General features: G+C 67.9%; 20 protein-coding genes and 1 pseudogene. 7 read left to right on the top strand and 14 right to left on the bottom strand.

Annotated features, from left to right (window positions below; all coding sequences use genetic code 11):
• Positions 1-194 precede the first annotated feature (194 nt).
• The 3 genes from ACFPOU_RS21695 (at position 195) to ACFPOU_RS21685 (ending at position 3069) form a co-directional block, all read left to right on the top strand.
• Entirely contained in the window at positions 195-914 is a 720-nt protein-coding gene (locus ACFPOU_RS21695; protein WP_379726416.1) for a DUF2076 domain-containing protein, read from the top strand.
• A 98-nt stretch (positions 915-1012) separates the two neighbouring features.
• On the top strand, positions 1013-2365 hold the full coding sequence (locus ACFPOU_RS21690; RefSeq protein ID WP_379726413.1) for an MBL fold metallo-hydrolase: 1353 nt from the start codon (positions 1013-1015) through the stop codon (positions 2363-2365).
• A complete protein-coding gene (locus tag ACFPOU_RS21685; protein ID WP_379726410.1) occupies positions 2362-3069 on the top strand; it encodes a hypothetical protein in 708 nt (235 codons plus the stop codon). Before ACFPOU_RS21690 ends, ACFPOU_RS21685 begins: the two co-directional genes overlap by 4 nt.
• A gap of 76 nt (positions 3070-3145) precedes the next feature.
• Here ACFPOU_RS21685 and ACFPOU_RS21680 read toward each other — a convergent pair whose 3' ends face one another.
• The 3 genes from ACFPOU_RS21680 to ACFPOU_RS21670 all read right to left on the bottom strand — a co-directional run bounded on the left by ACFPOU_RS21680 (position 3146) and on the right by ACFPOU_RS21670 (position 6316).
• The gene (locus tag ACFPOU_RS21680) at positions 3146-3745 is read right to left on the bottom strand and encodes a PEP-CTERM sorting domain-containing protein (RefSeq protein WP_379726407.1); all 600 of its coding nucleotides are present in this window, start codon (positions 3743-3745) and stop codon (positions 3146-3148) included.
• A gap of 133 nt (positions 3746-3878) precedes the next feature.
• Positions 3879-4481 carry a hypothetical protein gene (locus ACFPOU_RS21675; protein WP_379726404.1) on the bottom strand — a complete coding sequence of 201 codons (603 nt, stop codon included), beginning with the start codon at positions 4479-4481 and terminating at the stop codon, positions 3879-3881.
• Complete coding sequence (locus tag ACFPOU_RS21670; protein WP_379726401.1) at positions 4481-6316, bottom strand: acyl-CoA dehydrogenase; 1836 nt, start codon at positions 6314-6316, stop codon at positions 4481-4483. Before ACFPOU_RS21670 ends, ACFPOU_RS21675 begins: the two co-directional genes overlap by 1 nt.
• Before the next feature lie 185 nt (positions 6317-6501).
• Between ACFPOU_RS21670 and zwf the strand changes: the two genes are divergently transcribed.
• Both zwf and ACFPOU_RS21660 read left to right on the top strand, forming a co-directional pair.
• Positions 6502-7968, top strand: a complete 1467-nt coding sequence (gene zwf, locus ACFPOU_RS21665; RefSeq protein WP_379726398.1) for a glucose-6-phosphate dehydrogenase — start codon at positions 6502-6504, stop codon at positions 7966-7968.
• A 55-nt stretch (positions 7969-8023) separates the two neighbouring features.
• Entirely contained in the window at positions 8024-8731 is a 708-nt protein-coding gene (locus tag ACFPOU_RS21660; protein WP_379726395.1) for a trimeric intracellular cation channel family protein, read from the top strand.
• A 9-nt stretch (positions 8732-8740) separates the two neighbouring features.
• Here the strand turns inward: ACFPOU_RS21660 and ACFPOU_RS21655 are convergent, their stop codons facing one another.
• The 6 genes and pseudogenes from ACFPOU_RS21655 to ACFPOU_RS21630 form a co-directional block, all read right to left on the bottom strand.
• Entirely contained in the window at positions 8741-9637 is an 897-nt protein-coding gene (locus tag ACFPOU_RS21655) for a cupin-like domain-containing protein (RefSeq protein ID WP_379726392.1), read from the bottom strand.
• Between the two features lie 226 nt (positions 9638-9863).
• Positions 9864-11180 (bottom strand): MFS transporter, encoded by a 1317-nt coding sequence (locus ACFPOU_RS21650; protein ID WP_379726389.1) that lies wholly within the window; start codon positions 11178-11180, stop codon positions 9864-9866.
• Positions 11181-11315: 135 nt separating this feature from the next.
• A pseudogene (locus ACFPOU_RS21645) lies at positions 11316-11652 on the bottom strand (beta-barrel domain-containing protein); the annotation flags it as partial.
• Between the two features lie 535 nt (positions 11653-12187).
• Entirely contained in the window at positions 12188-12676 is a 489-nt protein-coding gene (locus ACFPOU_RS21640; protein ID WP_379726385.1) for a DUF4399 domain-containing protein, read from the bottom strand.
• Positions 12677-12740: 64 nt separating this feature from the next.
• Positions 12741-13100: a hypothetical protein gene (locus ACFPOU_RS21635; RefSeq protein WP_379726382.1), complete on the bottom strand. Its 360-nt coding sequence runs from the start codon at positions 13098-13100 to the stop codon at positions 12741-12743.
• A 64-nt stretch (positions 13101-13164) separates the two neighbouring features.
• On the bottom strand, positions 13165-14841 hold the full coding sequence (locus ACFPOU_RS21630) for a phytoene desaturase family protein (protein ID WP_379726379.1): 1677 nt from the start codon (positions 14839-14841) through the stop codon (positions 13165-13167).
• 415 nt (positions 14842-15256) lie between these two features.
• On the opposite strand from ACFPOU_RS21630, the gene ACFPOU_RS21625 reads away from it, so the two are divergent.
• Complete coding sequence (locus tag ACFPOU_RS21625; RefSeq protein WP_379726377.1) at positions 15257-16648, top strand: ethanolamine ammonia-lyase subunit EutB; 1392 nt, start codon at positions 15257-15259, stop codon at positions 16646-16648.
• Positions 16649-16657: 9 nt separating this feature from the next.
• A complete protein-coding gene (gene eutC / locus ACFPOU_RS21620; protein WP_379726374.1) occupies positions 16658-17455 on the top strand; it encodes an ethanolamine ammonia-lyase subunit EutC in 798 nt (265 codons plus the stop codon).
• A 54-nt stretch (positions 17456-17509) separates the two neighbouring features.
• On the opposite strand, the gene ACFPOU_RS21615 is transcribed toward eutC, so the two are convergent.
• The 5 genes from ACFPOU_RS21615 to ACFPOU_RS21595 all read right to left on the bottom strand — a co-directional run bounded on the left by ACFPOU_RS21615 (position 17510) and on the right by ACFPOU_RS21595 (position 23972).
• Positions 17510-18955 (bottom strand): NAD-dependent succinate-semialdehyde dehydrogenase, encoded by a 1446-nt coding sequence (locus ACFPOU_RS21615; RefSeq protein ID WP_379726371.1) that lies wholly within the window; start codon positions 18953-18955, stop codon positions 17510-17512.
• Between the two features lie 82 nt (positions 18956-19037).
• Positions 19038-20354 carry a VWA domain-containing protein gene (locus tag ACFPOU_RS21610; RefSeq protein WP_379726368.1) on the bottom strand — a complete coding sequence of 439 codons (1317 nt, stop codon included), beginning with the start codon at positions 20352-20354 and terminating at the stop codon, positions 19038-19040.
• A 33-nt stretch (positions 20355-20387) separates the two neighbouring features.
• Positions 20388-21071 (bottom strand): SOS response-associated peptidase, encoded by a 684-nt coding sequence (locus ACFPOU_RS21605; protein ID WP_379726365.1) that lies wholly within the window; start codon positions 21069-21071, stop codon positions 20388-20390.
• A gap of 120 nt (positions 21072-21191) precedes the next feature.
• On the bottom strand, positions 21192-21731 hold the full coding sequence (locus tag ACFPOU_RS21600; RefSeq protein WP_379726362.1) for a hypothetical protein: 540 nt from the start codon (positions 21729-21731) through the stop codon (positions 21192-21194).
• A gap of 45 nt (positions 21732-21776) precedes the next feature.
• Complete coding sequence (locus tag ACFPOU_RS21595; protein ID WP_379726358.1) at positions 21777-23972, bottom strand: OsmC domain/YcaO domain-containing protein; 2196 nt, start codon at positions 23970-23972, stop codon at positions 21777-21779.
• Positions 23973-24067: the final 95 nt, after the last annotated feature.

Here is a 24067-nt window from a genome sequence, read left to right as displayed (position 1 = left end):
AGGCACGCACGATATCCACGCGCTCATCCTGGGCCGGGCGCAGACCGGCATCGCCGCGTTCTGAGGAGGTGGGCACGCCGTGCCCACCCCGGAAAACCATCCGCGCCATGGCGAACCGAGCGCGCGCTTGGGAATCCTGAAACCCTCCACAATGGTGCGACATTGACCATTCAATCAACGTGGAGGGTGCTACCATGAGTCCGCAAGATTCCCAGCTGTTAGAAAATTTCCTGAGCCAGCTCGTCCAGGCGCGCGGCTTGCAGAAGGATCCCGAGGCCGACGCCATGATCCAGCAAGCCGTGGCGCGCCAGCCCGACGCCGCCTATCTGCTCGTGCAGCGCGCCCTGCTGCAGCAGCAAGCGCTCGACAATGCCAAGGCCGAGATCGCGAACCTGCAGCGCCAGCTGCAGGGCGGCGGCTTCCTCGACCCCAATGCCTGGGGCAACTCCGCCGGCCAGCGCCAGCCTACCCAGGCGCACGGCGGCCAGCCGGCTCAGCAGCCTTATCACCAGCCTTACCAGCAGCAGTCTTACCAGCAGCCCTCGATGGCCAGCCGCGCCGGCAACTTCCTGCGCGGCGGAATGGGCGGCGGGATGGGCGCCCTCGGCACGATCGCCTCCACCGCGGCCGGCGTCGCCGCCGGCGCCTTCCTGTTCCAGGGGCTCGGCAACCTGCTGGGCAATGACAACCAGGACGGCAACGGCTTCCTGGGCAGCAACGACGCCTTCTCCTCGCTGACCTCGCCGATCGAGGACTTCAACAACGCCGGCGGCGCGGGCGAACCCTCCAGCAATTTGCTGAGCGACAGCAATACGGACGGCGGCAGCTCGCTGCTCGACGATGCCGGCGCCGGCGGCGACAATATCGCCGGCGATGCCTTCGACGGCGGCGCGGACGACAGCTCGTTCGGCTGACAGGCCGGCGGCCCGTGCCGGCCGCCGTGTTAACATGGCGCGCCGGCCAGCCGGACGACGCGCCATTCCGGCCGTCGCCGCAACCTCATTCCCACTCTATGCCGCTTCACATCTCCCGGATCCTGCATGCCGGCTACGTCTTCGACTGCAAGGGCACGCGCATCGCCTTCGACACGATTTTCGAAAACCCCTTCAGCCGCAACTGCCACGCCTTCCCGCCGGTGCGCTTCGATCACGACAAGATCCGCCTGCTGCGCTTCGACGCCGTCTTCATCTCGCATTTCCACGACGACCACTGCTCGCTCGAGAGCCTGGACCTGCTCGACCGGGCGACCCCGCTCCACATCTACTGCCAGTTCGACGCACTGTTCGCGATGGTGCGTGCGCTCGGTTTCCTGAACGTGTACGCGCTGGCGCTCGACATGCCGGTCGAGGTCGGCCCGTTCGCCGTCACGCCGCGCATCGCGATGGACGCCGATGTCGACGCGCTGTTCCAGATCGACGCGGATGGACTGAAGGTGTTGAACGTGGTCGATTCGTGGATCGATCCCGATACCCTGCCGGCGCTGGCCGCGCACGGCCCCTGGGACATGGTGCTGTGGCCCTTCCAGACGATGCGCGAGCTGGAGGTGCTGTCGCCCTCGCGCGCCGCGCCCGCACCGGCGGCCGTGCCGGCCGAGTGGATTGCCGAGCTGCGCGCCCTGGACCCGCGCTTCGTCGTGCCCGGCTCCTGCCAGTTCCTGCAAGAGCCCTGGTCCTGGTACAACCGCGCCTTCTTCCCGGTCAGCTACCGCCAATTCCAGGCGCAAGTCGAAGCGGCGCTCCCGGATGCGCGCGTGGTGCGCATGGATCCCGCGGCGTCGATGCGGCTCGACCACGCGGGGCTGACGCCCGCCGGGGCGCTCGACTGGGTCGTTCCGGCAGGCGATCGGGATGCCGACTACGATTACGATTACGATCCGCACGCGGCGCCACCGGCGACGGGCGAGATTGCACGCCGCTTTCCGGCCTTGAGCGCCGAACAGGCCGGGTGCGTGGACGCCTATTGCCGCACCGGTCTGCTCGAACGCTACCGTGCCATGGAACTGCCCGAGGACAGCTTCTTCGCGCGGCCGCGAATCTGGCGCCTGTCGGTCTTCGACCACGCCGGTACCGAGACGCGCCATCACTACCGCGTCGAGAAAGACGGCATCGACCCTGTCGCGCCCGACGCCGCGCCGCTCGCCTGGACGACGGAGATCCCGGCCGCCAAGCTGTACGCGGCCCTGGCGAACGGCGAATCGCTCACCTCGATGTACATGCGGATCAACGACATGCGCTTCGACGCGGCCACCGAAACGGACCTGGAAACGGCCGAACTGGTCGACGACCCCTTGATCCGCTGCCTGTTCAACGACGCCTTCGGCGCCTACCAGGCCGCGCAACTGCGCCGGCTGAAGGAAACACCATGACCATCACCATCCTGCCCTACCGGGCCACGCTCGAACAAGCCTGCCACTGGCTCGAGCGGCAGCTCGCGTCGCCATGGACGCTGGCGCGCCTGATCGAGCATGGCGTCACGCCCTATGTCTGGCTCGACTACGACGCGGCCTATCCCGACCTGTTCGGCGAGGCCAATGGCGGCTACGCGGCGCCGATCTTCTTCGAGGGCGACACCGCGCGCCTGGCCGCCGGCAGCGGGGACGTGCTGATCACGATGACCAAGGATGCCTACAAGATCGTGACGACCCTGCCGGCGCCGGGCTTTCGCCGGGAGCTGCACGAGCTGCGCTTCCTGAAGAAGGAACTGGAAAAGCTGGTCAAGACCGAACAGCGCGCTGCGCTGCCGCCGCCACAGCCGAAGGCGGCCGCCGAATCGACGGCGGGGATCTACAAGGAGCAGGTGCTGGCCGCCTTCGGCGCGCTGGTGAAGCTCGACATGGACGCCGCCCTAGGCGAGGCGGGCGGCATCTTTGGCGACGACGGCGCCCGCGTCAAGGCGAGCACGAAAAAGGCGAAGTCGAAGATCGTCTGGAATCCGGTCGTGCTGGCGCTCGGCCTGCACGACGTGCACCGGGTGCCGCTGAAAAGCCTGCGCCGCGCATTCGCCGCGCATGCCTTCCTCGATCCGTGGCACGCCGAATGGGAGCGCAGCCTGGCGCTGCTCGGCCACTGACCCGTGCACAGCGTACCCGAAGCGCAGGGCCCGCCGATCCGGCATGCGCCCGGGGCCGCGGCGCATGGGGTCGACTTTACCGCGCAGCGAGCCTTCTACGGCCGCGCGCCAGGCCGATCGCGCCGACCGCCAGCAAGGCCAGGGTCGTCGGCTCCGGCACTTCGGCAACGTGCACGCGCTCGAAGTAGCCGGTCGCTCCGCTGCACGCAATCTCCGTCACCCAGCCGCATTCCAGCGTGCCGCCTTCGACGTCGGTATCGATGACGGTGAACTGGCGATCGGCTGCCGATCCCAGCACCAGGTGGTGCTCGAAACCGTAGGCGGCGATGTAGCCGGAGGCGATGTCCCCGCCGTCGAACAGCATGGACATGTTCAGGCTCGCATCCTGGAAGTCGAAGCCGCCATGCTTCGCCGAATAAACCATATCGTCGTGAAAACTGCTATCGAAGTTGTACCGCATGCCGAGCAGCCCGCGCCGCGGGGCCTTGCCCTGCGCTTCGCTGAAGGAAAGGTCGAACGCGCCCGTTTTCACCGTGCGCACGTCGAACTCCAATTCCAGCTTGATGTTCAAGGGCGCGCCCGTATTCGTCGCGACCCAGCGATAGACGACGCCGGCGCTACTGGTCAGTGGCAGGACGCAAAGCGCAAGCGCGGCGATGCAAGACTTGATGTTCATGTGATCCCCTTATCTTTTGTAGTTTTAAATAAGCAATTACTGTGCCAAAAGAATAAGTGATTGATTTTCAGAACGAATTAGTGAAGCCTGCACTGTAACCGCCGGTCGCTGTAAGGTTTTCCGACTGCCGGGCTCAGTCCGTGCCCGCGAAGGCCGCCTTCGCATCGAGGAAGCGCCGTAGCGCCGTTTCAGGGTCGAGCCCCGCCATGACGAGGTTGACGAGCTCGCGCTTGTCGGCCGAGGTGATGCTCTTGCAGGCCTCGCGGTGCGCGCTGAAGTAGGCGTACCACGCCACTTCGGCCGGCCGCTCCTTGCGCGGCTTGAGGCGCGCCGGCACGGCCGCGCGTGCGGCGCGCACGTAATCGGGCAGCGTGTGCGCGAGCGGCGACCAGTCGAAGCCCGCCACCGCCTGCCGCTGCGCTTCCCGGCCGGCGGCGGCATCTGCGAGCGCACGCACGGTCGCCGGGTGCTGCGCCAGGCAAGCCAGGTTCGGATAGCCCTGCGCCTTGCAGAAATCGGCTACGAAGCGCAGTTTCGGCCCGATGCCGAGCAGCTCCGCACGGTCCATGGCCGCGTCCTTCGGGTCGAGGAAACGGCCGAGTTCGAGAAGCTGCGCGCAGGCGATCGGAGCGCCGCCGGCCGTGCGCGCATGGTGCGCCAGTGCCGCGGCCAGGCGCGCGCCGACCTCGATGTCGTTCAGCGTGAACTGGACCGTGGAAGCGTCGAGACCCGGCATCAGAACCACGCGTCCCGCATGTCGAGGGTGGTCGTGTCGACCGTGGCGAGCAGGTCGAGCTGCTGCGCCGACTTCGGCAATTCCCAGTGGAAGAAGTAGCGGCAGGCCTGCAGCTTGCCGCGGTAGAAATCGTCGCCGTCCGCGTGGCGCGCCGCCACCAGCGCCTGTTCCAGCCACATCCAGGCGATCACCACATGCCCGACCGCTTCCAGGTACAGGCTGGCGTTGGCCAGGGTCTTGTTCATGTCACCCGCGCCGTACAGCGTCGCGGTCACGTCGCCGATGCGGCGCCAGAGCGTCTCGAGCTGGCCTGCGTAGCCATGCAGGTCGGCCTTGTCGCACGCGCGCGCCAGGGCGAGCGTCGCCGCGACTTCCTCGCCCACCGCCCTGAACAGGGCGCCCTCCTGGATCGACACCTTGCGGCCCAGCAGGTCGAGCCCGTGGATGCCGTGCGTGCCTTCGTGGATCGGGTTCAGGCGGTTGTCGCGGTAGAATTGCTCGACATTGTATTCACGCGTGTAGCCGTAGCCGCCGTGGACCTGGATGGCGAGGCTGTTCGCCTCGGTGCACCATTGCGAGGGCCAGGATTTCGCGATCGGCGTCAGGAAGTCGAGCAGCATGCCGGCGCGCGCTTGCGCATCCGGCGACGCGCCCGTGCGCTGCTCGTCGACCAGGCGCGCGCAGTACATGATCAGCGCCAGCGCGCCCTCGGTGTAGGCCTTCTGCGCCAGCAGCATGCGCCGCACGTCGGTATGCTCGATGATCGCCACCTGCGGTTTCGCAGGATCCTTCTCGGCCGGAGGGCGTCCCTGCGGCCGGTTGCGCGCATAGTCGAGCGCGTGCAGGTAGCCGGTCACGCCCAGCACGGTGGCGCCCAGGCCCACGCCGATGCGCGCCTCGTTCATCATGTGGAACATGTTCGCCAGGCCCTTGTGCGGCTCGCCGACGAGGTAGCCGATCGCGCCCGCCTTCCCGGCGGGCTTGAACTTGCCTTCGCCGAAGTTGAGCAGGCAATTGGTGGTGCCGCGGTTGCCCATCTTGTGGTTCAGGCCCGCCAGCGCGATGTCGTTGCGTTCGCCGGGTACGCCGTCTTCGCCCACCAGGTATTTCGGCACGATGAACAGCGAAATGCCCTTCACGCCCGGGATCAGCTTGCCGTCCGGGCCGGGGATCTTCGCCAGCACCAGGTGCACGATGTTCTCGGCGAGCTCGTGTTCGCCGGCCGAGATCCACATCTTGTTGCCGGTCAGGCGATACTGGCGCTCGCCCTCGATGCCGCCGACCGGATCGGGCTCGGCGCGGGTCGTGATGTCCGACAGGCTGGAGCCGGCCTGCGGTTCGGACAGGCACATGGTGCCGAAGAAGCGGCCCGCGAGCTGGGGCCGCACGAAGCGCTCGACCTGGCGCGGCGTCGCCGTCTTCAGCAGCGTGTTCGCATTGCCCATCGTGAGGAAGGTATAGGCCGACGTGGCCACGTTGGCGGCCGTGAAATACGCGGCGATCGCCTTGTCGACCACGCAGGGCAGCTGCATGCCGTCGTATTCGTAATCCTGGCCGGCGGCCATGAAGCCGGCGGCGCAGAAGGCGTCCAGCGCGGTTTTCACTTCCGGGATGATCGTGACGTGGCCCCCGTCGAAGCGCGGCTCGTTGGCGTCGCTCTTCTTGTTGTGCGTCGCGAACAGGTCGGTGGCGATCTGCTCGGCGGTGTCGAGCGCCGCGTCGAAGGTCTCGCGGCTGTGGTCCTGGTAGCGCGCTCGCGTGTTCAAGGACTCCACGTCCAGCCATTCGTAGAGCAGAAAATCGATGTCGCGGCGTTTCAGGATGGCCGATTCCATGTTGTCCCCTTGTTCTCGTTTTGTCTACCGCAAGGATAACCGATCCGCACCGGCGCGGCGCCGGCGGCGCCCGTTTTGCGGGGCGCGCGACGATCGATCGATGCAATCTAGGCTATAGTATCCGGCACCCGAACAGATCGGCGCGCAAGCCACCGCGCGCCGGCCCCACTTTTTGAGCCGACACCATGATCCAATCGACCGCGCCCGACACCGCTCTACCCCTCGACATGACCATTTTCGGAGGCATGGGCGACCTGGCCATGCGCAAGCTGCTGCCGGCGCTGTACATGGCTTACCTGCACGGCAACCTGCCGCCCTCGACCCGCATCCTCTCCACCGGCCGCCAGGAGCTCGCGCGCGACGCCTACCTGGCCCACGTGGAAGCGCATTCGCGCTCCTTCATCGCGGCGGAAAACTTCAACGACAAGACCTGGGACGGCTTCCTGCACCTGCTCGAATACGTCGTGCTCGACGTCCAGGCCGCTCCCGATTTCGGCAGCCTCGCCGCCGCTTCGCGTCCTGGCGCCGAGCGCGTCTTTTATTTGTCGACCGCGCCCGCGCTGTTCACCACGATCTGCGACAAGCTGGCGGCGTCCGGCCTGGTCGACGCCAACGCGCGCGTGGTGCTGGAAAAACCGCTTGGCACCGACCTCGCGTCCGCAATCGAGATCAACGAAGCCGTCGGCGCGCACTTCGCCGAGTCGCAGATCTACCGGATCGACCATTACCTCGGCAAGGAGACCGTGCAGAACCTGATGGTGCTGCGCTTCGGGAACTCGATCCTGGAGCCGATCTGGCGCGCGCCCAACATCTCGAGCGTGCAGATCACCGTGGCCGAGGAAGTCGGCGTCGGCAGCCGCGCGGGCTTCTACGACAGCACCGGCGCGATGCGCGACATGGTCCAGAACCACCTGCTGCAGCTGCTGTGCATCGTCGCCATGGAGCCGCCGACTTCGCTCTCGCCGGACGCGGTACGCGACGAAAAGCTCAAGGTGCTGCGTTCGCTGCGCCGCCTTGGCCTGGCCGACATCGCGCGCGACACGGTGCGCGGCCAGTACGGCCATGGCGTCTCCGGCAACCAGGAAGTGCCGGGTTACCTCGAAGAGCGCAATGTGCCGCCCGATTCAATGACCGAGACCTTCGTCGCCCTGCGCGCCCATGTCGATACCTGGCGCTGGTCGAAGGTGCCGTTCTACCTGCGCACCGGCAAACGCATGGCGCGCAGATCGTCGAAGATCGTCATCGAATTCGCCAACCCGCCCTTCTCGCTGTTCCCGGGCGCGCCAGGGGGCGTGGCCAACCGGCTCGTCATCGAACTGCAACCGGAAGAAGCGATCAAGCTGCAGATCATGGCCAAGGAACCCGGCAGCGGCATGCACATGCAGCAGGTCGCGCTCAATCTCGACCTGCAATCGGCCTTCCAGCAGCGCCGCGCCGAAGCCTACGAGCGCCTGCTGATCGACGTCGTGCGCGGCCGCCTGACCCACTTCATGCGCCGCGACGAACTGGAGGCGGCATGGTCCTGGGCCGACCCGATCATCGAGGGCTGGGGCACGCTGGGCGAAAAACCGCATGCCTACGCCGCCGGCTCGTGGGGTCCGCCGGAAGCGTTCGCGCTGCTCGCACGCGACGGCTTCAGCTGGGTCGAATAACAGGCGCGGGGTGGTGGCGCCGCCCGGCCGCCATTCCAGTCCAGAGGTAGTCACAGTGTTCGACGTTCTTTCCCTCGACATGGGGGCCGCCATGAAGACCCTCGTGCTCACGCTCGACCTGGTCGGCACCTTCGTCTTCGCGCTCAGCGGCGCCACCGCCGGCGCGCGCCGGCGCCTCGACATCTTCGGGGTGCTGGTGCTGTCGTTCGTCGCCGCCAACTCGGGCGGCATCGTGCGCGACGTCCTGATCGGCGCCGCGCCGCCGGCCGCGATCAGCGACTGGCGCTATCTCGCGGTGTCGCTGCTGGCCGGCGTGGTCATCTTCTTCTGGTATCCGCTCATCAACCGCCTGCGCTCCCCGGTGCTGTTTTTCGATGGTGTCGGCCTGGCGCTGTTTTGCGTGGCGGGCGCGCAAAAGGCGCTGGTCTACGGGCTGGAGCCGGTGATGGCGGCTTTGCTCGGGATGCTCACCGCGATCGGCGGCGGCATCGCGCGCGACATGCTGCTGTCGAACGTGCCGGCCGTGTTCAGGTCGGACATCTACGCGGTCGCGGCGCTGGCCGGCGCCTGCGTCGTGGTGCTGGGCGACGCGCTGCATCTGCCGGCCACCGCCACGGCGGTGGCCGGCGCCGCACTGTGCTTCGGCCTGCGCATGGCGGCGCTCAAATACGACTGGCATCTGCCGCGTGCGCGGGTGCCGGAACAGACCGGCGGCCCTCGCGAGGCGGATGAGTGCGACGATCGGCGCGGCGATCGGCGCTGAAGTCCGGCGCTATGCCAGCGCCAGCGGCAGCGTGCGCGACCAGCGGTTCGAGGACAGCGAGAAGCTCAGCGAGCGCACCTGGTGATACCACCCTGCCGGCACATACAGCATGTCGCCCGGCTCGACGATCAGTTCCAGAAGCGCCGCCTGGCGCGCCAGCGGATAGGCGTCGAAATCCGGCGCTTCCGGATCGAAGGGCGAGCCGTACAGCAGCGCGTTGGCCTCGCGCGGATAGAGGAAGGCGTCGTGGTGCGGCGGCGCCAGCAAGATGCGCTTCCTGCCCCAGATCTGGACGAAGAGGTTGTCGTCGTAGTCGGCGTGCAGGGGCGTCACCGTGCCCGCCGGTCCGAGCCAGAAGCGCGGCGGTCCCGGTTTCGCGAACCACGCCGGCCAGTGGCAGAAGCGGTTCAGTTCACGCAATTCCAGGTTGCCCAGGTAGGGCGGCAAGCCCTCGGCGCCGCCCGCTGCCAGGTCGAGGTATTCGAGCATCGACATGTCCTGCATCGCGCGGTCGGGCGCGAACGCGGTGCCGACGTAGTCGCCGACGCGGGCGCGCACCGGGACGGTGCCGAACCGCTCGCGCAAGGTCTGCGGCGTGAACGTCGCGAGCGGCCAGTGGCTGGCAAGGCCGGGGACCAGGAATGGCAGTCCTTCGGCGGCGCGGCGGCGAAAGCCGGCCGCGTCTAGCTTGGCGGCGCGCGGCACCGCCAGGATGGCCGGCAGCTTGCGGGCGGCATCCCTGATCGCCGCGCGCATCGCATCGATCGAGGCGACGCCGCGCATCGCGGCGTCGCGCCGCTCGCGCTGCGCCTTGCGCGCGAGGGCATCGGCCGGCGTCAGCCGGGGCGGCAGGCGCGGCTGCGGCGCATCCGCCTCCGGGAGCGACGATTCATCCTTCTCTAGCATGACACACCCCACCCGACACTGTCCATCGCACCGCCCCAATTCGACACAGGCGACAGGATAGCGTATCGGGCGGTCTCGATCTACCGGGCCAGCTCGTTCTCCGTCGCACCGCGGGTAGCGGTCGCCGGCTCGGCCCACCGGCCGCCCCGGCGTGGATGTGCGGATCGATGCGCCCCTTTCGCCAGGGCGCTCGACACACTCCCGAGCAAGCGAGCCCGGCGCATTCTCACTCCAGCGCCCGGTTGCGCGACTCCACGTCCACGCTGGCGATCGCGATCGCGGCGACCGCCAGGCAGCCGGCCAGCATCGCCAGCGACAGCGTGAAATGCGCCGCCATCACCGGCGCGATGAGCGTGGGCGCGAACAGGCCGCCGAAGCGTGCGACGGCGCCCGCCATGCCCATGCCGCTGGCGCGCAGATCGGTCGGATACACCTCGGGCGTGAAGGCGTACAGCGCGCCCCAGGTGCCGAGCAGCGCGAAACTCATCAGCAAGGTCGAACCGACGACGATCGCGGTGGCGCTGCCCAAGCTGTAGAACATGCAGCCCACCGCGCTGAGCAGCAGGAAGCCGATCAGGGTGGGTTTGCGCCCCCAGCGCTCGACGCCGTACGCCGACAGCGCGAAGCCTGGCAGCTGGACGACGGCCAGCAGGATCAGGAATTCCTGGCCGCGCATGAAGCCGAAGCCTTCGGCGCTGAGTTTCACCGGCAGGTAGACGAACACGCCGTAATAGGCGATCGAGATCAGCGCCCAGGCCACGCCCAGGGCGATGCTGCGCCGCTGCAGCGTGCCCGAAAACAGGTCGAACAGGGTTTTCTTGACCGGCAGTTCGGGGCGCAGCGGGGGAATCGATGCCTTGCCGCCGTTGGCGTCGGCCACGCGCTGCAGCACCGCCCTGGCCTGCTCCGAACGGCCGCTGCGATTGAGGTACATCGGCGACTCGGGCACGTACAGGCGCAGGACGACGCCGACCAGGGCCGGCAGACCGGTCACGAAGAAGATCACGCGCCAGGCGTCGTTGCCCCAGCCGACGGCCACCAGCGCCAGGATCGCCAGCAGGATGGTGCCGACCGCCCAGAACGATTCGAGCAGCACCAGCCAGCGCCCGCGCCGGTCGCTCGGCAAAAACTCGGCCATCATCGTGTAGTCGACCGGCAGCGTGCCGCCGACCCCGATGCCGGTCAGGAAGCGCAGCGCCAGCAGCCAGGTGAAATCGGGAGCGAAGGCGGACGCCACGCCGAAGCAGGCGTCGATCACCACCGCCGCCATCAGCACAGGACGGCGCCCGATGCGGTCGGCCAGGCGCCCGAAAACGAAGGCGCCGACCAGCATCCCGATGAAGAACAGGGTGCCGGTCTGCAGCGCCTGCGGCACCGGAATGGCGAAGGTTTTCGCGATCGACGGCGCGCTGAAGCCGATCGACAGCACCTGCATCGCATCGGCCATCCAGACCAGGCCGAAAATCAGGAACAGGCGGTACTGGAATTTGCCGACGCCGGCGGTTTGCAGTGCCTGTTCTACGGAGATCGGCGAGGTGGACATGTGGGGCTTCCTTGTGCGTTCGGATGTTCCGATTGTGCACAAAAGCCCGACCGAGAACCGTGTAGTAGCTGACATACGCGCAACAAAAAAGCCCGCGAACGGGCTTTTGGGGCGCGGTTCCCATGCAAGACGCGGTCACCCGCCGATATTCCGGAACGGATCGAGCGCCAGGTCGATCAGGCGCCGCTCGCGCACGACGATCTCCGCCACCGCCGTCATCCCGTAGCGCAGCGGATACCTCGTCTCGCCGACCTGGTACTCGAGCCGGTCGAGCGACACGCGGCCCTCGTAGACCGGCTGCTCGGTCGCCGGCGAGATGAATTGCAGCGTGCCGCCAATGCGTCCGTAGCGCGGATAGGGAAACGCATTGAACTTGGAGCTGCACCGCCAGCCCCTCGCGCAGGAAGCCCCGGTCGTGTTCGGCGATCCCGATCTTCAGGATCGGCCGCGCATTCCTCGGCGCAATGCCGCCCGGGAGGTGCGGCGCGCCGCCTTTCAGGAAGACGCGCGCGCGCCGGCGCGACAGGTAGTTCACCTGGGCCGGTTCGGTCTCCCTGTAGCGGGCGACGGCGTCGTCGGCCCCACTGGCCAGGAAGGGAAAAGCGCTGACGACGATCGGCTGCGGGTCCGCGCCGCCTTCTTGCGGCAGCAGGATGCCCGGCAGCAGACCGGAGGTGAACGATTCAGGGAGCGAGCCCAGTGCGAAGCCCGAGATGCCGCCGCGCCCTGTCAGGCTGATCGAGGGCAGCCGCGCCGGCTTCGCCTGCCGCAGCAGGCCGTGTGCCGCCAGTACCCGGTATTCGGCCGCCACCTGTACGCATGGCGTCTCCCGCGGCAAGCAAAGAAACTTGGAAGGATCCCGGTAGGAAGTGATCCGTTGCCGACGCGCCTGGCAAGCGGGTGCTGCGTCGTTCGCCCTTGCGTGGTGCGCCATGCAGGCTCCGCGCGCCTCGCTCGCGTTTGCCATGCATCGTCATCGACTTCCTCCTTCCTGCCGGGACAGCTCCTTAGCGGACGGTGATCGTGATCTTTGTCGAGACCACGGGCGGCCTGTGCGGTACGTGGTTCGTGTCTCCCAGCAGCAATTGCAGGGTATGGGTGCCGGGCGGCAGTTCGATGCGCGCCTCGGTTTCGCCGGCGCCGAAATGGACGTGGTTGCGGTCGTTCGGGATCGGTTCCGTCAACGGCGGCAAGCCGGTATTGACGAGGATGTGATGGTGGCCGGTGTCGGGCACCGAGGTGCCCTTCGGCGCGACGCCCATGTTGCGCAGCCCCATCCGCACCCAGAACTTGCCGCCGGTGATGACGGTGCCATCGTTGGGCCAGATGAAATAGGGATGGGGAGCTGCGGGATCGGGCGCGGGCGCCTGGTTTGCCGCCTGGGTTGCCGCGTGCGCGGCGGGCTCGGGCGGCAGTCCCGGCGCCAGTCCGGCAACCGTCATGCCGACGAGCAGAACTGCCACCAGCAGTGCGGACAGATAAGCGGTGTGGCGCATGATCGGAAACTCCAGCCGAGGTCGTACTGATGTGCGCATCGAAGCATCTAAATCTGTCACACTCTCACTCGGATCGCAAGTCGAATTCTGTCGAAGGCAGCACAAAAGAGGAGCCGCGCATGTGGCACAAGCTGTTGGTCGCTTGCGTACTGGCAGGGCCTGCTTTCGGGTGTTTCGGCGATGAAGGGGCGCGAGGGCTCCGATGCGACCCGGCCGCCGTTCTCGCGCGCCTCGCCCACCGCATGCTCGCTCCCCGGATCTCCTGCGGCGCCAGGGGCAAGCCCTGCTTCCCGACCGCATGCACGGCCAGCTTCTCGCGCACCGGCTGCTCGACCAGCCCTTCGAACTGCCCAGTGGGCTTTAGTGTTCGGATGAAATAATCGGTGTCGATGATCTCGTCGTCGATCCGCGCGATCCCGGCCATGGTTTCTCCTCGGCGTCGTCTCCCCATGCGTGGGACTTCCACGCGCAGAAAACGTTTCTTGGGTTTATCCGGCCGACGCCGGCAGGCCTTCGTCGATATTGCCCTGCGGTGTCGTGTTTCCCGCCTTCCCGGACGGCCGTGACCGGGACCGGTTCGCAACATCGCGCAATACCTCGCGCGCCGCGTTGTGTCCCGGCGCCCCGGTCACGCCGCCGCCCGGATGGGTTCCCGACCCGCAGGTGTAGAGCCCGGCGACCGGTCCTCGGTAATCGGCATGTCCCAGCATCGGGCGCGCCGCGAACAGCTGGTCCAGCCCCAGCGCGCCGTGGAAGATATCGCCGCCGACGAGCCCGAAGGTACGCTCCAGGTCCAGCGGACTCATGACCTGGCGTCCGAGCACGGAAGCCTTGAACCCCGGCGCATGGCGCTCGACCGTCTCGATCATCAGGTCCGCCACCGCGTCGCGGTGGTTGTCCCAGCTCGACCCGTCGGGCAGCTGGGGCGCGACGTGCTGGCAGAACAGGCTGGCCACGTGCTGGCCGGGCGGGGCGAGCGTGGCGTCGAGCGTCGACGGAATCAGGACCTCGACGATCGGCGCGCGCGACCAGCCGAAGCTGCGGGCGTCGTGGTAGGCGCGCTCCATGTACTGCAGGCCGGGGGCGATGATGATGCCGCTGCCGTGGTGCTCGGCGGCCTGCCTGCCGGGCAGGCAGGTGAAGCTGGGCAGTTCCGAGAGCGCCACGTTCATGCGGAAAGTGCCCGAGCCGCAGCGCCAGGCCCGCATGCGGCGCAGGAAGTCGTCTGGCAAGGCGCCGGGATCGACCAGCCTGGTGTACAGCAGGCGGGGATTCAGGTTCGACACGACCACGCGCGCGTCCAGCCGTTCGCCCTTGGCCGTGACGACGCCGGTGGCGCGGCCCTTTTGCAGCAGCACTTGCTCCACCGCGCAACCCGTGCGGATCTCGACGCCGAGCCTTTGCGCGGCCTTCGCCATCGCCTGCGTGATCGCGCCCATGCCGCCGATCGCGTGGCCCCAGGCGCCCTTCTTGCCGTTGACTTCCCCGAACACGTGATGCAGCAGCACATAGGCCGAGCCGGGCGAATACGGGCTGGCGTAGTTGCCGACCACGCTGTCGAAGCCGTACACGGCCTTGATCGGCGCGCTGTCGAACCAGCCGTCGAGGTAGTCGCCGGCCGACTTGGTGAACAGGTCGAGCAGTTCGCGCTGGGTCGACAGCGACAGCTTGCGCATCCGGTTGCCGAGCTTGCCGGCCTTGATCAGCTCGGGCAGCGCCGCGAGCCAGCCGCCCTGCCCCAGGTTCGGCGGCGTTTGCAGCACCAGCTCGCGCAGCAGGTCCGCCGCCGTGTCCAGGTGGCCGGCATAGGCCGCGAGCCTGGCGGCGTCGCGCTGCGAGAATTTCGCGACCTCGGCGGCGGTGCGGCCGGCGCCGACCTTCAGGTAGCGCCCGTCGTCGGTGGGCAGGAAGTTGGACAAGGGCCGCTCGACCACGCGCAGGCCGTGTGCGCCCAGGTCCATGTCGCGGATGATTTTCGGATTGAGCAGGGAGACGGTGTAGGCGGCGACCGAGTTGCGAAAACCGGGATGGAATTCCTCGGTGACGGCGGCCCCCCCGACGACGCCGCGCGCTTCGAGGACGGTCACCTTCAGGCCGGCGCGGGCCAGGTAAAAGGCGCACACCAGGCCATTGTGGCCGCCACCGACAACGATCGCATCGCGCATCCGCTACCTCCCTGGTCGACAGCTGCATTGTGGGCCATCGCGCGAAAAAACGCACCTGCCGCACCTGCGATAGGCATGCGCTAGCCGCCACCGCTGGCGCGCCCGTCCTTCGGCGCCTGCCGTCTCGCTATTGTGCAACATTATGCCAGCCGCATAGTCGAACCGGATGCCGATGCAACCCCGCCGGCGCGGGCTGTCGCGGCGGCGGGCGGCCGGCGGGCGGCCGGCATGGGGCCGGGGCACCGGTCGTGCCGCCCCCAACGAAGGGCCGCGCCGCGTTGGCCGGCGGCCAGCGGCGCTTCGCATTTCCTGCGCTGCGGACGGGCGCGCCGAAATGTGGCAGGATCGGTATTCATGGCCGAGGCCAGGAAGGATTCCCGATGCAGACCCCGATGCGCAGCCAGAGGAGCGGGCGATGAGCCGGATCAGCCACCGTGTCGGCAGTCGCACCCATGCCTTCGCCGATCTGCGCGAGGTGCTGGCCAAGGCGTCGCCCGCCCGTTCGGGCGACTACCTGGCGGGCGTGGCGGCCGGCAGCGCCGAAGAGCGCGTGGCGGCGCAGATGGCCCTGGCCGAACTGCCCTTGACCACGTTCCTGAACGAACTCGTGGTGCCCTACGAGAGCGACGAAGTCACGCGCCTGATCGTCGACACGCACGACGCGGCGGCATTCGCGCCCATCCGCCACCTGACGGTCGGCGACTTTCGAAACTGGCTGCTGGGCGACGCGGCCGACGAGGCGGCATTGCGCGCGATCGCCCCGGGCGTCACGCCCGAGATGGCGGCGGCCGTCTCGAAAATCATGCGCATCCAGGACCTGGTGCTGGTCGCCCGCAAATGCCGCGTCGTCACGCGCTTTCGCAACACCATCGGCCTGGCCGGTACGCTGTCGACCCGCCTGCAGCCGAACCATCCGCTGGACGACGCATCCGGCATCGCGGCGAGCCTGTTCGACGGCCTGATGTACGGCAGCGGCGACGCCGTCATCGGCATCAACCCGGCCACCGACAACGTGGCGCAGGTGATCGCGCTGGTGACCATGCTCGACGACATTATCAGCCGCCATGCGATTCCGACCCAGTCCTGCGTGCTGACCCATGTGACGAACACGATGGCCGCGATCGCGCGCGGCGCGCCGGTCGACCTGGTGTTCCAGTCGATCGCCGGCACGCAGGCGGCGAACGCCAGCTTCGGCATCGACCTGGCATTGCTGGGCGAAGCGCAGGCGGCCGCCCTCTCGCTCGGGCGCGGCACGCTGGGCCAGAACCTGATGTACTTCGAGACCGGCCAGGGCAGCGCCTTGTCCGCCGGCGCCAACCACGGCCTCGACCAGCAGACCTGCGAGGCGCGCGCCTACGCGGTGGCGCGCGCCTTCGATCCGCTGCTGGTCAATTCGGTGGTCGGCTTCATGGGGCCGGAATACCTGTATGACGGCAAGCAGATCATCCGTGCCGGCATGGAAGACCATTTCTGCGCCAAGCTGCTCGGGCTGCCGATGGGGGTCGACGTCTGCTACACCAACCACGCCGAAGCCGACCAGGACGACATGGACGTGCTCCTGACGCTGCTGGGCGCGGCCGGCTGCAATTTCGTGATGGGCATTCCGGGCGCCGACGACATCATGCTCAACTACCAGACCACTTCCTTCCACGACGCCCTGTATGCGCGCCGCGCGCTCGGCCTGCGGCCGGCGCCGGAATTCCACGCCTGGCTGCGCGAGCTCGGCATTTTCACCGACGACGCACAGGCCACGCTGGGCCGCGCGCTGCCGGCGCCGTTCGCGCGCGCCTTGCTGCAGCTGGGCTGAGGAGCCACGATGACCGACCTGACCCCCGACCCCTGGCACGCCCTGCGCCGCTTCACCGCCGCCCGCATCGCCCTCGGCCGCAGCGGCATCAGCCAGCCCACCGGTGCCCAGCTCGACTTCCAGCTGGCCCATGCCCGTGCGCGCGACGCCGTGCACCAGGCGCTCGACACGGCGGCGCTGGGCCGGGCGCTGGAAGCGGCATGGCCGGAATTGCCCCCGCCCCTGCGCCTGCACAGCGCGGCCGCCAACCGCAACGTCTACCTGCAGCGGCCCGACCTCGGCCGCCGGCTCGACCCGCCCTCGCGCGCGCGGCTGGCGGCCCCGGGCGCCGCCGCGCAGGGCTGCGAGCTCGCCATCGTCGCCGCCGACGGCCTGTCGGCCCTCGCCATCGGCCAGCACGCCGCGCCCTTCCTGCGCGCGCTGCGCGCGCGCCTGGCGTGCGAGCGCTGGACGCTGGCGCCGCTGGCGATCGTCGAGCAGGGGCGCGTGGCGGTGGGCGATGAAGTGGGCGAACTGCTGGCAGCGCGCATGGTGGTGGTGCTGATCGGCGAGCGGCCGGGACTGAGTTCGCCCGACAGCATGGGCCTGTATCTCACCTGGGCGCCGCGCGTGGGCCTGACCGACGAACGCCGCAACTGCATCTCGAACGTTCGTCCGGCCGGCCTGGGCGTCGAGGACGCGGCGGCCAGGCTGCACTACCTGCTGGGCGAAGCGCGCCGGCGCCAGCTGAGCGGGGTCGCGCTGAAGGACGAGACCGACGGCGCGCAGGCCCTGGCCGGAACCGGCGCGCGGCCCTTCCTGCTGTAGCAAGCGGCCGACCCGGCACCGGCAGGGCTGTCCTTGTCCCGGCCGGGCAAGCGCTTACACGCCGACCATCGACACCGCCTTGGTGTTCAGGTAGGCCTCCAGCGCCTCCGGTCCGCCTTCGGAGCCATAGCCCGAATCCTTGATGCCGCCGAAAGGCATCTCCGCGCTCGGCGTGGCGGGCTGGTTGATCCACACCATGCCCACCTCCATGCGGTTCATCAGCAGCTGGGCGTTCTTGATCGAACGCGTAAAGGCGTAGCCGGCCAGGCCGTAAGGCAGGCGGTTGGCTTCCCCGATCGCGTCTTCCAGGCTGTCGAAAGCGCGGATCGCCGCCACCGGGCCGAACGGCTCGTCGTTGAACACGCTCGCCTCCAGCGGCACGTCGGCGAGGATCGTCGGCGCGAAGAAGTTGCCGGTCTCGCCGATACGCTTGCCGCCGGTGGCGATCGTCGCGCCGCGCGCCTGCGCATCCTCGATGACTTTCGCCAGCGCCGTCACGCGGCGGGCATTCGCCAGCGGGCCCAGCGTGGTGCCTTCGGCCAGGCCGTCGCCCAGTTTCAGGCGTTCGGCGTGCTGGACGAAGGCGGCCGTGAATTCGTCCTTGATCGCGTGATGCACCAGGAAGCGGGTCGGCGAAATGCAGACCTGGCCGGCATTGCGGAACTTGGCGCCGCCGGCCGCTTTCACGGCCAGTGCCACGTCCGCGTCCTCGGCGACGATGACCGGCGCATGGCCCCCCAGCTCCATCGTCACGCGCTTCATGTGCGCGCCCGCCAGCGCGGCGAGCTGCTTGCCGACCGGGGTCGAGCCGGTGAACGTCACCTTGCGGATCACCGGATGCGGGATCAGGTAGCCGGAAATCTCGGCCGGGTCGCCGAATACCAGGCCGACGACGCCCGGCGGCAGGCCGGCGTCGACGAAGCATTGCAGCAGCGCCGCCGGCGAAGCCGGGGTTTCTTCCGGCGCCTTGCACAGGAAGGAGCAGCCGGTCGCCAGGGCCGCGCCGAGCTTGCGCACGATCTGGTTGATCGGGAAGTTCCACGGCGTGAAGGCCGCGACCGGGCCGACCGGCTCTTTCAGCACCAGCTGCTGCGCGGCGGGATTGCGCGACGGGACGATGCGGCCATACACGCGCATGCCCTCGAAGGCGAACCAGTCGATGATGTCGGCGCCGGCCAGGATCTCGCCCTTGGCTTCGGCTAGCGGCTTGCCCTGCTCTTGCGTCAGCAGGCGCGCGATCTCGCCGGCGCGTTCGCGCAGCAGCTGCGCGGCGCGGCGCATGCTGTTGGCGCGCTCGGCGGCCGGCACGGCGCGCCAGGCCTCGAAGCCCTTCTGGGCCGCCGCCAGGGCGCGGTCGAGGTCGGCGATGGTGGCATGGGCCACGGTGCCGATCGGCTGGCCGGTGGCCGGGTTCAGGACCGGGATCGTCTTGCCGCCGCTGGCGTCGAGCCATTCGTTGGCGATCAGGAGGCGGGTGTCGGGGTAGCTGGACGTCGTCATGGCGTTAAGGTCCTGTGTCAAGTGAGGTCAGGATGATAACCCGTGCGCGCCTGCCTTGCAGGCGCGCACCGGCAGCGGCGCTTCAGCCCAGCAGCCCGTGTTGCGTCGCCAGCTTCAGCCAGGCCGGGTACTCGGTCATCAGCAAGTCGTACAGCGCGGCGTCGGAATGCTCGTCGGGACTGGCGACCGAGAAGAAGTCGGCGTTGTCGATCAGGCGGCCGTCGAGTTCGTCGAGTTTCTCCAGGAAAGGAAAGTCGGCATCGGCGAAATCGGCCAGGCGTTTGTTCTTCGATTTCTTGCCTTTGCCGATCCCCATGAACTGCCAGAAAATCGGCTCGCGGCTGGCCCAGCGCAGCTGGCGCTCGGTCAGGGGCTGGTCGGAGGTCGTGCCGTCGGTGACGAACATGACATACACCGGCAGCGCCGCCCTGCAGGGCGTGCTGCGTTGCGCGCCGGCGGCGTCGGGAAAATAATGGCGCCGCACCGCTTGCATCGCCGCGCCATAGCGGGTGTCGCCTTCGAGCGGGTGGCGCTCGATCATCCGGCCGACATAGCCCGCGAAGTTGTCCAGTCCCATCGGCTCGTCGCGGTGGACGTCGCGGCCAAACAGGAACACGTCGATCTCGCCGTCGTCGTCGAAGCGGCAGCCGAGCGCCAGGATGCGCTCGGCGAAAGCCTGCACCTGCCCCTTCCTGTAGAGGCCACTCATGGATCCGGAGATGTCGAGCACCAGGCAAACCCTGGCGCGGTGCCCGTCCAGTCCCACCTTCGCCAGGGACACGCCCGCCGACTTGACCAGGCTGACGAGCTGCGGCGCGGCCTGCCCGACGCGCTTTTCCAGGCCGGCCGCGGGCGCGGCCGGCGCGGCAGGCGCGGCGCCGCCCGCGACGTCGGCCCCGAAGTGAGCGACCAGGGCGGCGAGCCCGCCGTTGAAGCCCTGGCCGACGGCCATGAAGCGCCACTGCCCTTCCTTGCGGTACAGCTCCCCCAGCATGACGGCCTGCTCGGCGCCGAAGTCCGGTCCGGCGAACGCGAAGCGGGCAAATTCGGTCTCCCCGCCGAGCAAGCGCAGGTCGCCCGACGCCAGCTGCGACATGCGGCCGCCGCCGTCGATGCTGGCGGTGATCACGACCCGCTGCACGCCGTCCGGCAGGCGCGCGAGGTCGAAGCTGAAGCCATCCTTGTCCGCGCCTGCCTGCGCGGCGCGCACGCCGCCGCAGGGAGTGGCGATCTGGTTGAAGAAGGTCATGTAGCGCTCGTCGAACAGCCTGCCCTGCGCGTCGAGCGCGAAACAGGCGAAGTCGAGCGCCAGCCCGCGTGCGGACAAGCCGGCCTGCAGGACGCCGTCCGGCGCGTGCGCCGCGAGCGGCAGCCGTTCCCCTCTAGACAGTAGCTTCATGCATTCTCCACGTGCTCAAGACAATTCGAACGATCAGAACAGTTCCAGGTTCGGCGAACTTTCCAGGACCTTGCGCGATGCCGCCGGCGCCGGCCAGTCGCGCATCCGCTGCGCCGGAAAATGGCGCAGGAAGCTGCGCGCCATGCCGGTGTCGGTGCAGGCGAGCCAGCCGTCCACCTCGTCGTGCGGCAGGATCACCAGCGAACGTTTTTCGTCGTCCGGCTTGTGCATGCGGCGCATCAGCGGGTGTTCGTCGGCGTTGATGGTGATCTGGGTGAACGAGAACTGGACAGAACCGTCCGCTTCCGGCCAGTCGCGCCAGAGGCCGGCCACGAAGAACAGCGGCTCGTCACGCATGCCGATCGCATGGCGCACGGCGCGCCCGCTCTCGTAGCAGGGTTCGTAGAACCATGCCATCGGCACCGCGCACAGCTGCAGGCGGCGCCAGGCGGGGGCGAAGGAGCGCCGTTCGCCGAGCGACTCGGCGCGGGCGTTCATGGTATCGAACGGCTTGATCCCGGGCGCGATCGCGCGGCGCGGGACCATGCCGTAGCTTGCCAGGCAGGCCCTAGGCCGGCCGTCGCCAGCGGAGCGCAGGATGGGGGCGGCGTAGTCCTTCCAGGTTTCTTCCGGCCAGCGCCAGTCGGCCGGAAGATCGCTGAAGGCGCCGAGGGTGCCGAACTGTTCGGGCGTGGGAGGCCGGTAGTTGACGCACATGGGGCGAGCGAAATCAGAAGCCTGCCGGCAAGGTCTCGACGAGGCCGGCAACGGGCGCCCTGCCGCAGGGGTGGCCGATCATCATCCCCCTTCCTTCCGCTGCGCGCAGGTGCCGCCGCTTCATTCGGCCGCGTCCAGGAAGAAGATCGCATACGCCTTGGCCGCCGTCTCGACGGTCGGCTTTTCCACCTGCAGCTGGGCGCAGTCTTCGGCCACCAGGCTGCGCCAGTTGCGGATGCCGGCGTTGGCGAACAGCGGGTTGGCCTTGGCGTTCAGGCTCATGTCGAGCGCCAGGCGGGCGTTGCGCGGCCCCGCCTTGCCGTAGCTGACGCCGCGCAGCTCGATCCCGTAGGCGGCCAGCCAGGGCTCCCACAGGCCGGAATCGGCGCCTTGGACGATGCGTTCGAACATGGCATCGAGCGAGACACCCTTCTTGACCACGCCGCGCAGCAATTCCAGCGACGGCGCGAAGCGCGCGTCGGTGCCCGCCTTGCCGGCGCCGCGCTCGGCGATCGCCTTCAACTCTTTCGAAAAGGTGGCATCGCGCTCGGTGTAGTCGCGCACGCGGTCGTAGAAACCGCCGTCGATGAAAGGATTGTCGGGCCGGCCCGCGGGCGTGCCGTCAGGTTTGCCCGGTGCAGGCGGTTTCTTTGTGGTCATGGCTGTGGTCACTTCGATGGTGAAGGCGGCAGTTTAGCACCGGGCTCAGGCTGCCGCCCGGGCGCGGGCCGCATGCAGCTTGCGGTAACTGTCGATCAGCCGGTGATGGCGGTCGAGCCCTTCGAGCTGCATGCTGGTCGGCGTCAGCCCATGGAACCGCACGCTGCCATTGACCGAACCGAGCACCGCATCCATCCGCGCGTCGCCATACATGCGGCGGAAGTTGGCAACGTAATCGTCGAGCTCCAGCTCGTCGTCGAGTTCCACTTCCAGCACCACGTTCATGGCCTGGTAGAACAATTTACGCTCGACGGTGTTGTCGTTGTACTGCAGGAAGGCGCCCACCAGCTCATGCGCTTCCTCGAATTCGTTCAAGGCGAGATTGATCAGCAGCCTCAGCTCCAGCACCGTCAGCTGGCCCCATTCCGTGTTCTCGTCGAATTCGACGCCGATCAGGGTGGCGATATCGGAATATTCGTCGAGCTCGTTGTTTTCCAGGCGCTCGAGCAAGCCTTCCAGCTGCTCGTCGTCCAGGCGGTGCAAGTTCAGGATATCTTCCCGGAACAGCAGCGATTTGTTCGTGTTATCCCAAACCAGGTCTTCGACCGGGTAGATTTCCGAATAACCGGGCACCAGGATGCGGCAGGCGACGGCGCCCAGCTGGTCGTACACGGCCGTATACACTTCCTTGCCCATCTCGTCGAGAATGCCGAACAGGGTCGCGGCTTCCTCGGCATTCGAATGTTCGCCCTGGCCGCTGAAATCCCATTCGACGAAATCGACGTCCGCCCTGGCGCTGAAGAAGCGCCAGGACACGACGCCGCTCGAATCGATGAAGTGCTCGACGAAGTTGTACGGCTCCTTGACCGCTTCGCTGGCGAAGGTCGGCTGCGGCAAATCGTTCAAGCCTTCGAAACTGCGCCCCTGCAGCAATTCGGTGAGGCTGCGTTCGAGCGCCACTTCGAAGCTCGGATGCGCGCCGAAGGAGGCGAAGACGCCGCCGGTGCGCGGGTTCATCAGGGTCACGCACATGACCGGATACAGCCCGCCCAGCGACGCATCCTTGACCAGCACCGGGAAGCCCTGCTCCTCGAGCGCGGCGATGCCGGCCAGGATGGCGGGGTATTTCGCCAGCACCGCCGGGGGCACGTCCGGCAAGGCCATTTCGCCTTCCAGGATCTCGCGTTTCACGGCACGCTCGAAAATCTCGGACAGGCATTGCACCTGCGCCTCGGCCAGGGTATTGCCGGCGCTCATGCCATTGCTGGCGTAGAGGTTTTCGATCAGGTTGGACGGGAAATACACCGTTTCCCCATCGGACTGCCGGGTGAACGGCAGCGAAACGATGCCGCGCGCCGCGTTGCCGGAATTGGTGTCGACCAGGTGCGAGCCGCGCAGCTCGCCGTCGGGATCGTAGATGCCGAGGCAGTAGTCGTCGAGAATGTCGCGCGGCAGCGCATCGCGCTTGCCCGGCTTGAACCAGCGCTCGTTCGGATAATGCACGAAGTGGGCGTTGGCGAGGTCCTCGCCCCAGAAGGCGCCGGCGTAGAAGTGATTGTTGTTCAGGCGCTCGATATATTCGCCCAGGGCCGACGCCAGGGCGCTTTCCTTGGATGCGCCCTTGCCGTTCGTGAAACACATCGGCGAATGCGCGTCGCGGATATGCAGCGACCAGACATTGGGCACGATGTTGCGCCAGGAGGCGATCTCGATCTTGATGCCCCAGCTTGCCAGCATGGCCGACATGTTCGCGATGGTCTGCTCCAGCGGCAGGTCCTTGCCGGGGATACAGGTGCGCGCTCCGGCGTCCGGCTGCAGGGTCAGCAGGGCCTGGGCGTCGGCATCCAGGTTCGCCACCTCCTCGATGACGAACTCGGGCCCGGCCTGCACCACTTTCTTCACGGTGCAGCGCTCGATCGAACGCAGGATGCCCTGGCGGTCTTTCTCGGAAATATCCGCCGGCAGCTCGACCTGGATCTTGAAGATCTGCCGGTAGCGGTTTTCGGGGTCGACGATATTATTCTGCGACAGGCGGATATGCTCGGTCGGGATATCGCGGGTGTTGCAATAGAGCTTGACGAAATACGCCGCGCACAAGGCCGACGAGGCCAGGAAGTAATCGAAGGGACCGGGCGCCGAGCCGTCGCCCTTGTAGCGGATGGGCTGGTCGGCGATGACGGTGAAGTCGTCAAACTTGGCTTCGAGGCGCAGTTTGTCGAGGAAGTTGACTTTGATTTCCATGGGAGCGTTCCGAAATGGTGCTGAAAGCGAAGAATCCGCCATTATCCGTCGTTTCCGCCCGCGCTCCTATGCAAAACGCGCAGCCGGTACCACCG

Source organism: Massilia jejuensis, assembly GCF_042656795.1.
Lineage (GTDB): Bacteria > Pseudomonadota > Gammaproteobacteria > Burkholderiales > Burkholderiaceae_D > Telluria > Telluria jejuensis.
This window is presented reverse-complemented; position numbering and strand designations above follow the sequence as displayed.

What these genes read in the sequence shown, in the direction of transcription:
- ACFPOU_RS21680 (WP_379726407.1), bottom strand. Translation starts at nt 3,745, where the DNA reads ATGAACATCAAGTCTTGCATCGCCGCGCTTGCGCTTTGCGTCCTGCCA.
- ACFPOU_RS21650 (WP_379726389.1), bottom strand. Translation starts at nt 11,180, where the DNA reads ATGTCCACCTCGCCGATCTCCGTAGAACAGGCACTGCAAACCGCCGGC.
- ACFPOU_RS21600 (WP_379726362.1), bottom strand. Translation starts at nt 21,731, where the DNA reads ATGACCACAAAGAAACCGCCTGCACCGGGCAAACCTGACGGCACGCCC.
- ACFPOU_RS21605 (WP_379726365.1), bottom strand. Translation starts at nt 21,071, where the DNA reads ATGTGCGTCAACTACCGGCCTCCCACGCCCGAACAGTTCGGCACCCTC.
- eutC (WP_379726374.1), top strand. Translation starts at nt 16,658, where the DNA reads ATGACCGACCTGACCCCCGACCCCTGGCACGCCCTGCGCCGCTTCACC.
- ACFPOU_RS21685 (WP_379726410.1), top strand. Translation starts at nt 2,362, where the DNA reads ATGACCATCACCATCCTGCCCTACCGGGCCACGCTCGAACAAGCCTGC.
- ACFPOU_RS21630 (WP_379726379.1), bottom strand. Translation starts at nt 14,841, where the DNA reads ATGCGCGATGCGATCGTTGTCGGTGGCGGCCACAATGGCCTGGTGTGC.
- ACFPOU_RS21640 (WP_379726385.1), bottom strand. Translation starts at nt 12,676, where the DNA reads ATGCGCCACACCGCTTATCTGTCCGCACTGCTGGTGGCAGTTCTGCTC.
- ACFPOU_RS21690 (WP_379726413.1), top strand. Translation starts at nt 1,013, where the DNA reads ATGCCGCTTCACATCTCCCGGATCCTGCATGCCGGCTACGTCTTCGAC.
- ACFPOU_RS21675 (WP_379726404.1), bottom strand. Translation starts at nt 4,481, where the DNA reads ATGCCGGGTCTCGACGCTTCCACGGTCCAGTTCACGCTGAACGACATC.
- ACFPOU_RS21610 (WP_379726368.1), bottom strand. Translation starts at nt 20,354, where the DNA reads ATGAAGCTACTGTCTAGAGGGGAACGGCTGCCGCTCGCGGCGCACGCG.
- ACFPOU_RS21635 (WP_379726382.1), bottom strand. Translation starts at nt 13,100, where the DNA reads ATGGCCGGGATCGCGCGGATCGACGACGAGATCATCGACACCGATTAT.
- ACFPOU_RS21655 (WP_379726392.1), bottom strand. Translation starts at nt 9,637, where the DNA reads ATGCTAGAGAAGGATGAATCGTCGCTCCCGGAGGCGGATGCGCCGCAG.
- ACFPOU_RS21625 (WP_379726377.1), top strand. Translation starts at nt 15,257, where the DNA reads ATGAGCCGGATCAGCCACCGTGTCGGCAGTCGCACCCATGCCTTCGCC.
- ACFPOU_RS21615 (WP_379726371.1), bottom strand. Translation starts at nt 18,955, where the DNA reads ATGACGACGTCCAGCTACCCCGACACCCGCCTCCTGATCGCCAACGAA.
- zwf (WP_379726398.1), top strand. Translation starts at nt 6,502, where the DNA reads ATGATCCAATCGACCGCGCCCGACACCGCTCTACCCCTCGACATGACC.
- ACFPOU_RS21695 (WP_379726416.1), top strand. Translation starts at nt 195, where the DNA reads ATGAGTCCGCAAGATTCCCAGCTGTTAGAAAATTTCCTGAGCCAGCTC.
- ACFPOU_RS21595 (WP_379726358.1), bottom strand. Translation starts at nt 23,972, where the DNA reads ATGGAAATCAAAGTCAACTTCCTCGACAAACTGCGCCTCGAAGCCAAG.
- ACFPOU_RS21670 (WP_379726401.1), bottom strand. Translation starts at nt 6,316, where the DNA reads ATGGAATCGGCCATCCTGAAACGCCGCGACATCGATTTTCTGCTCTAC.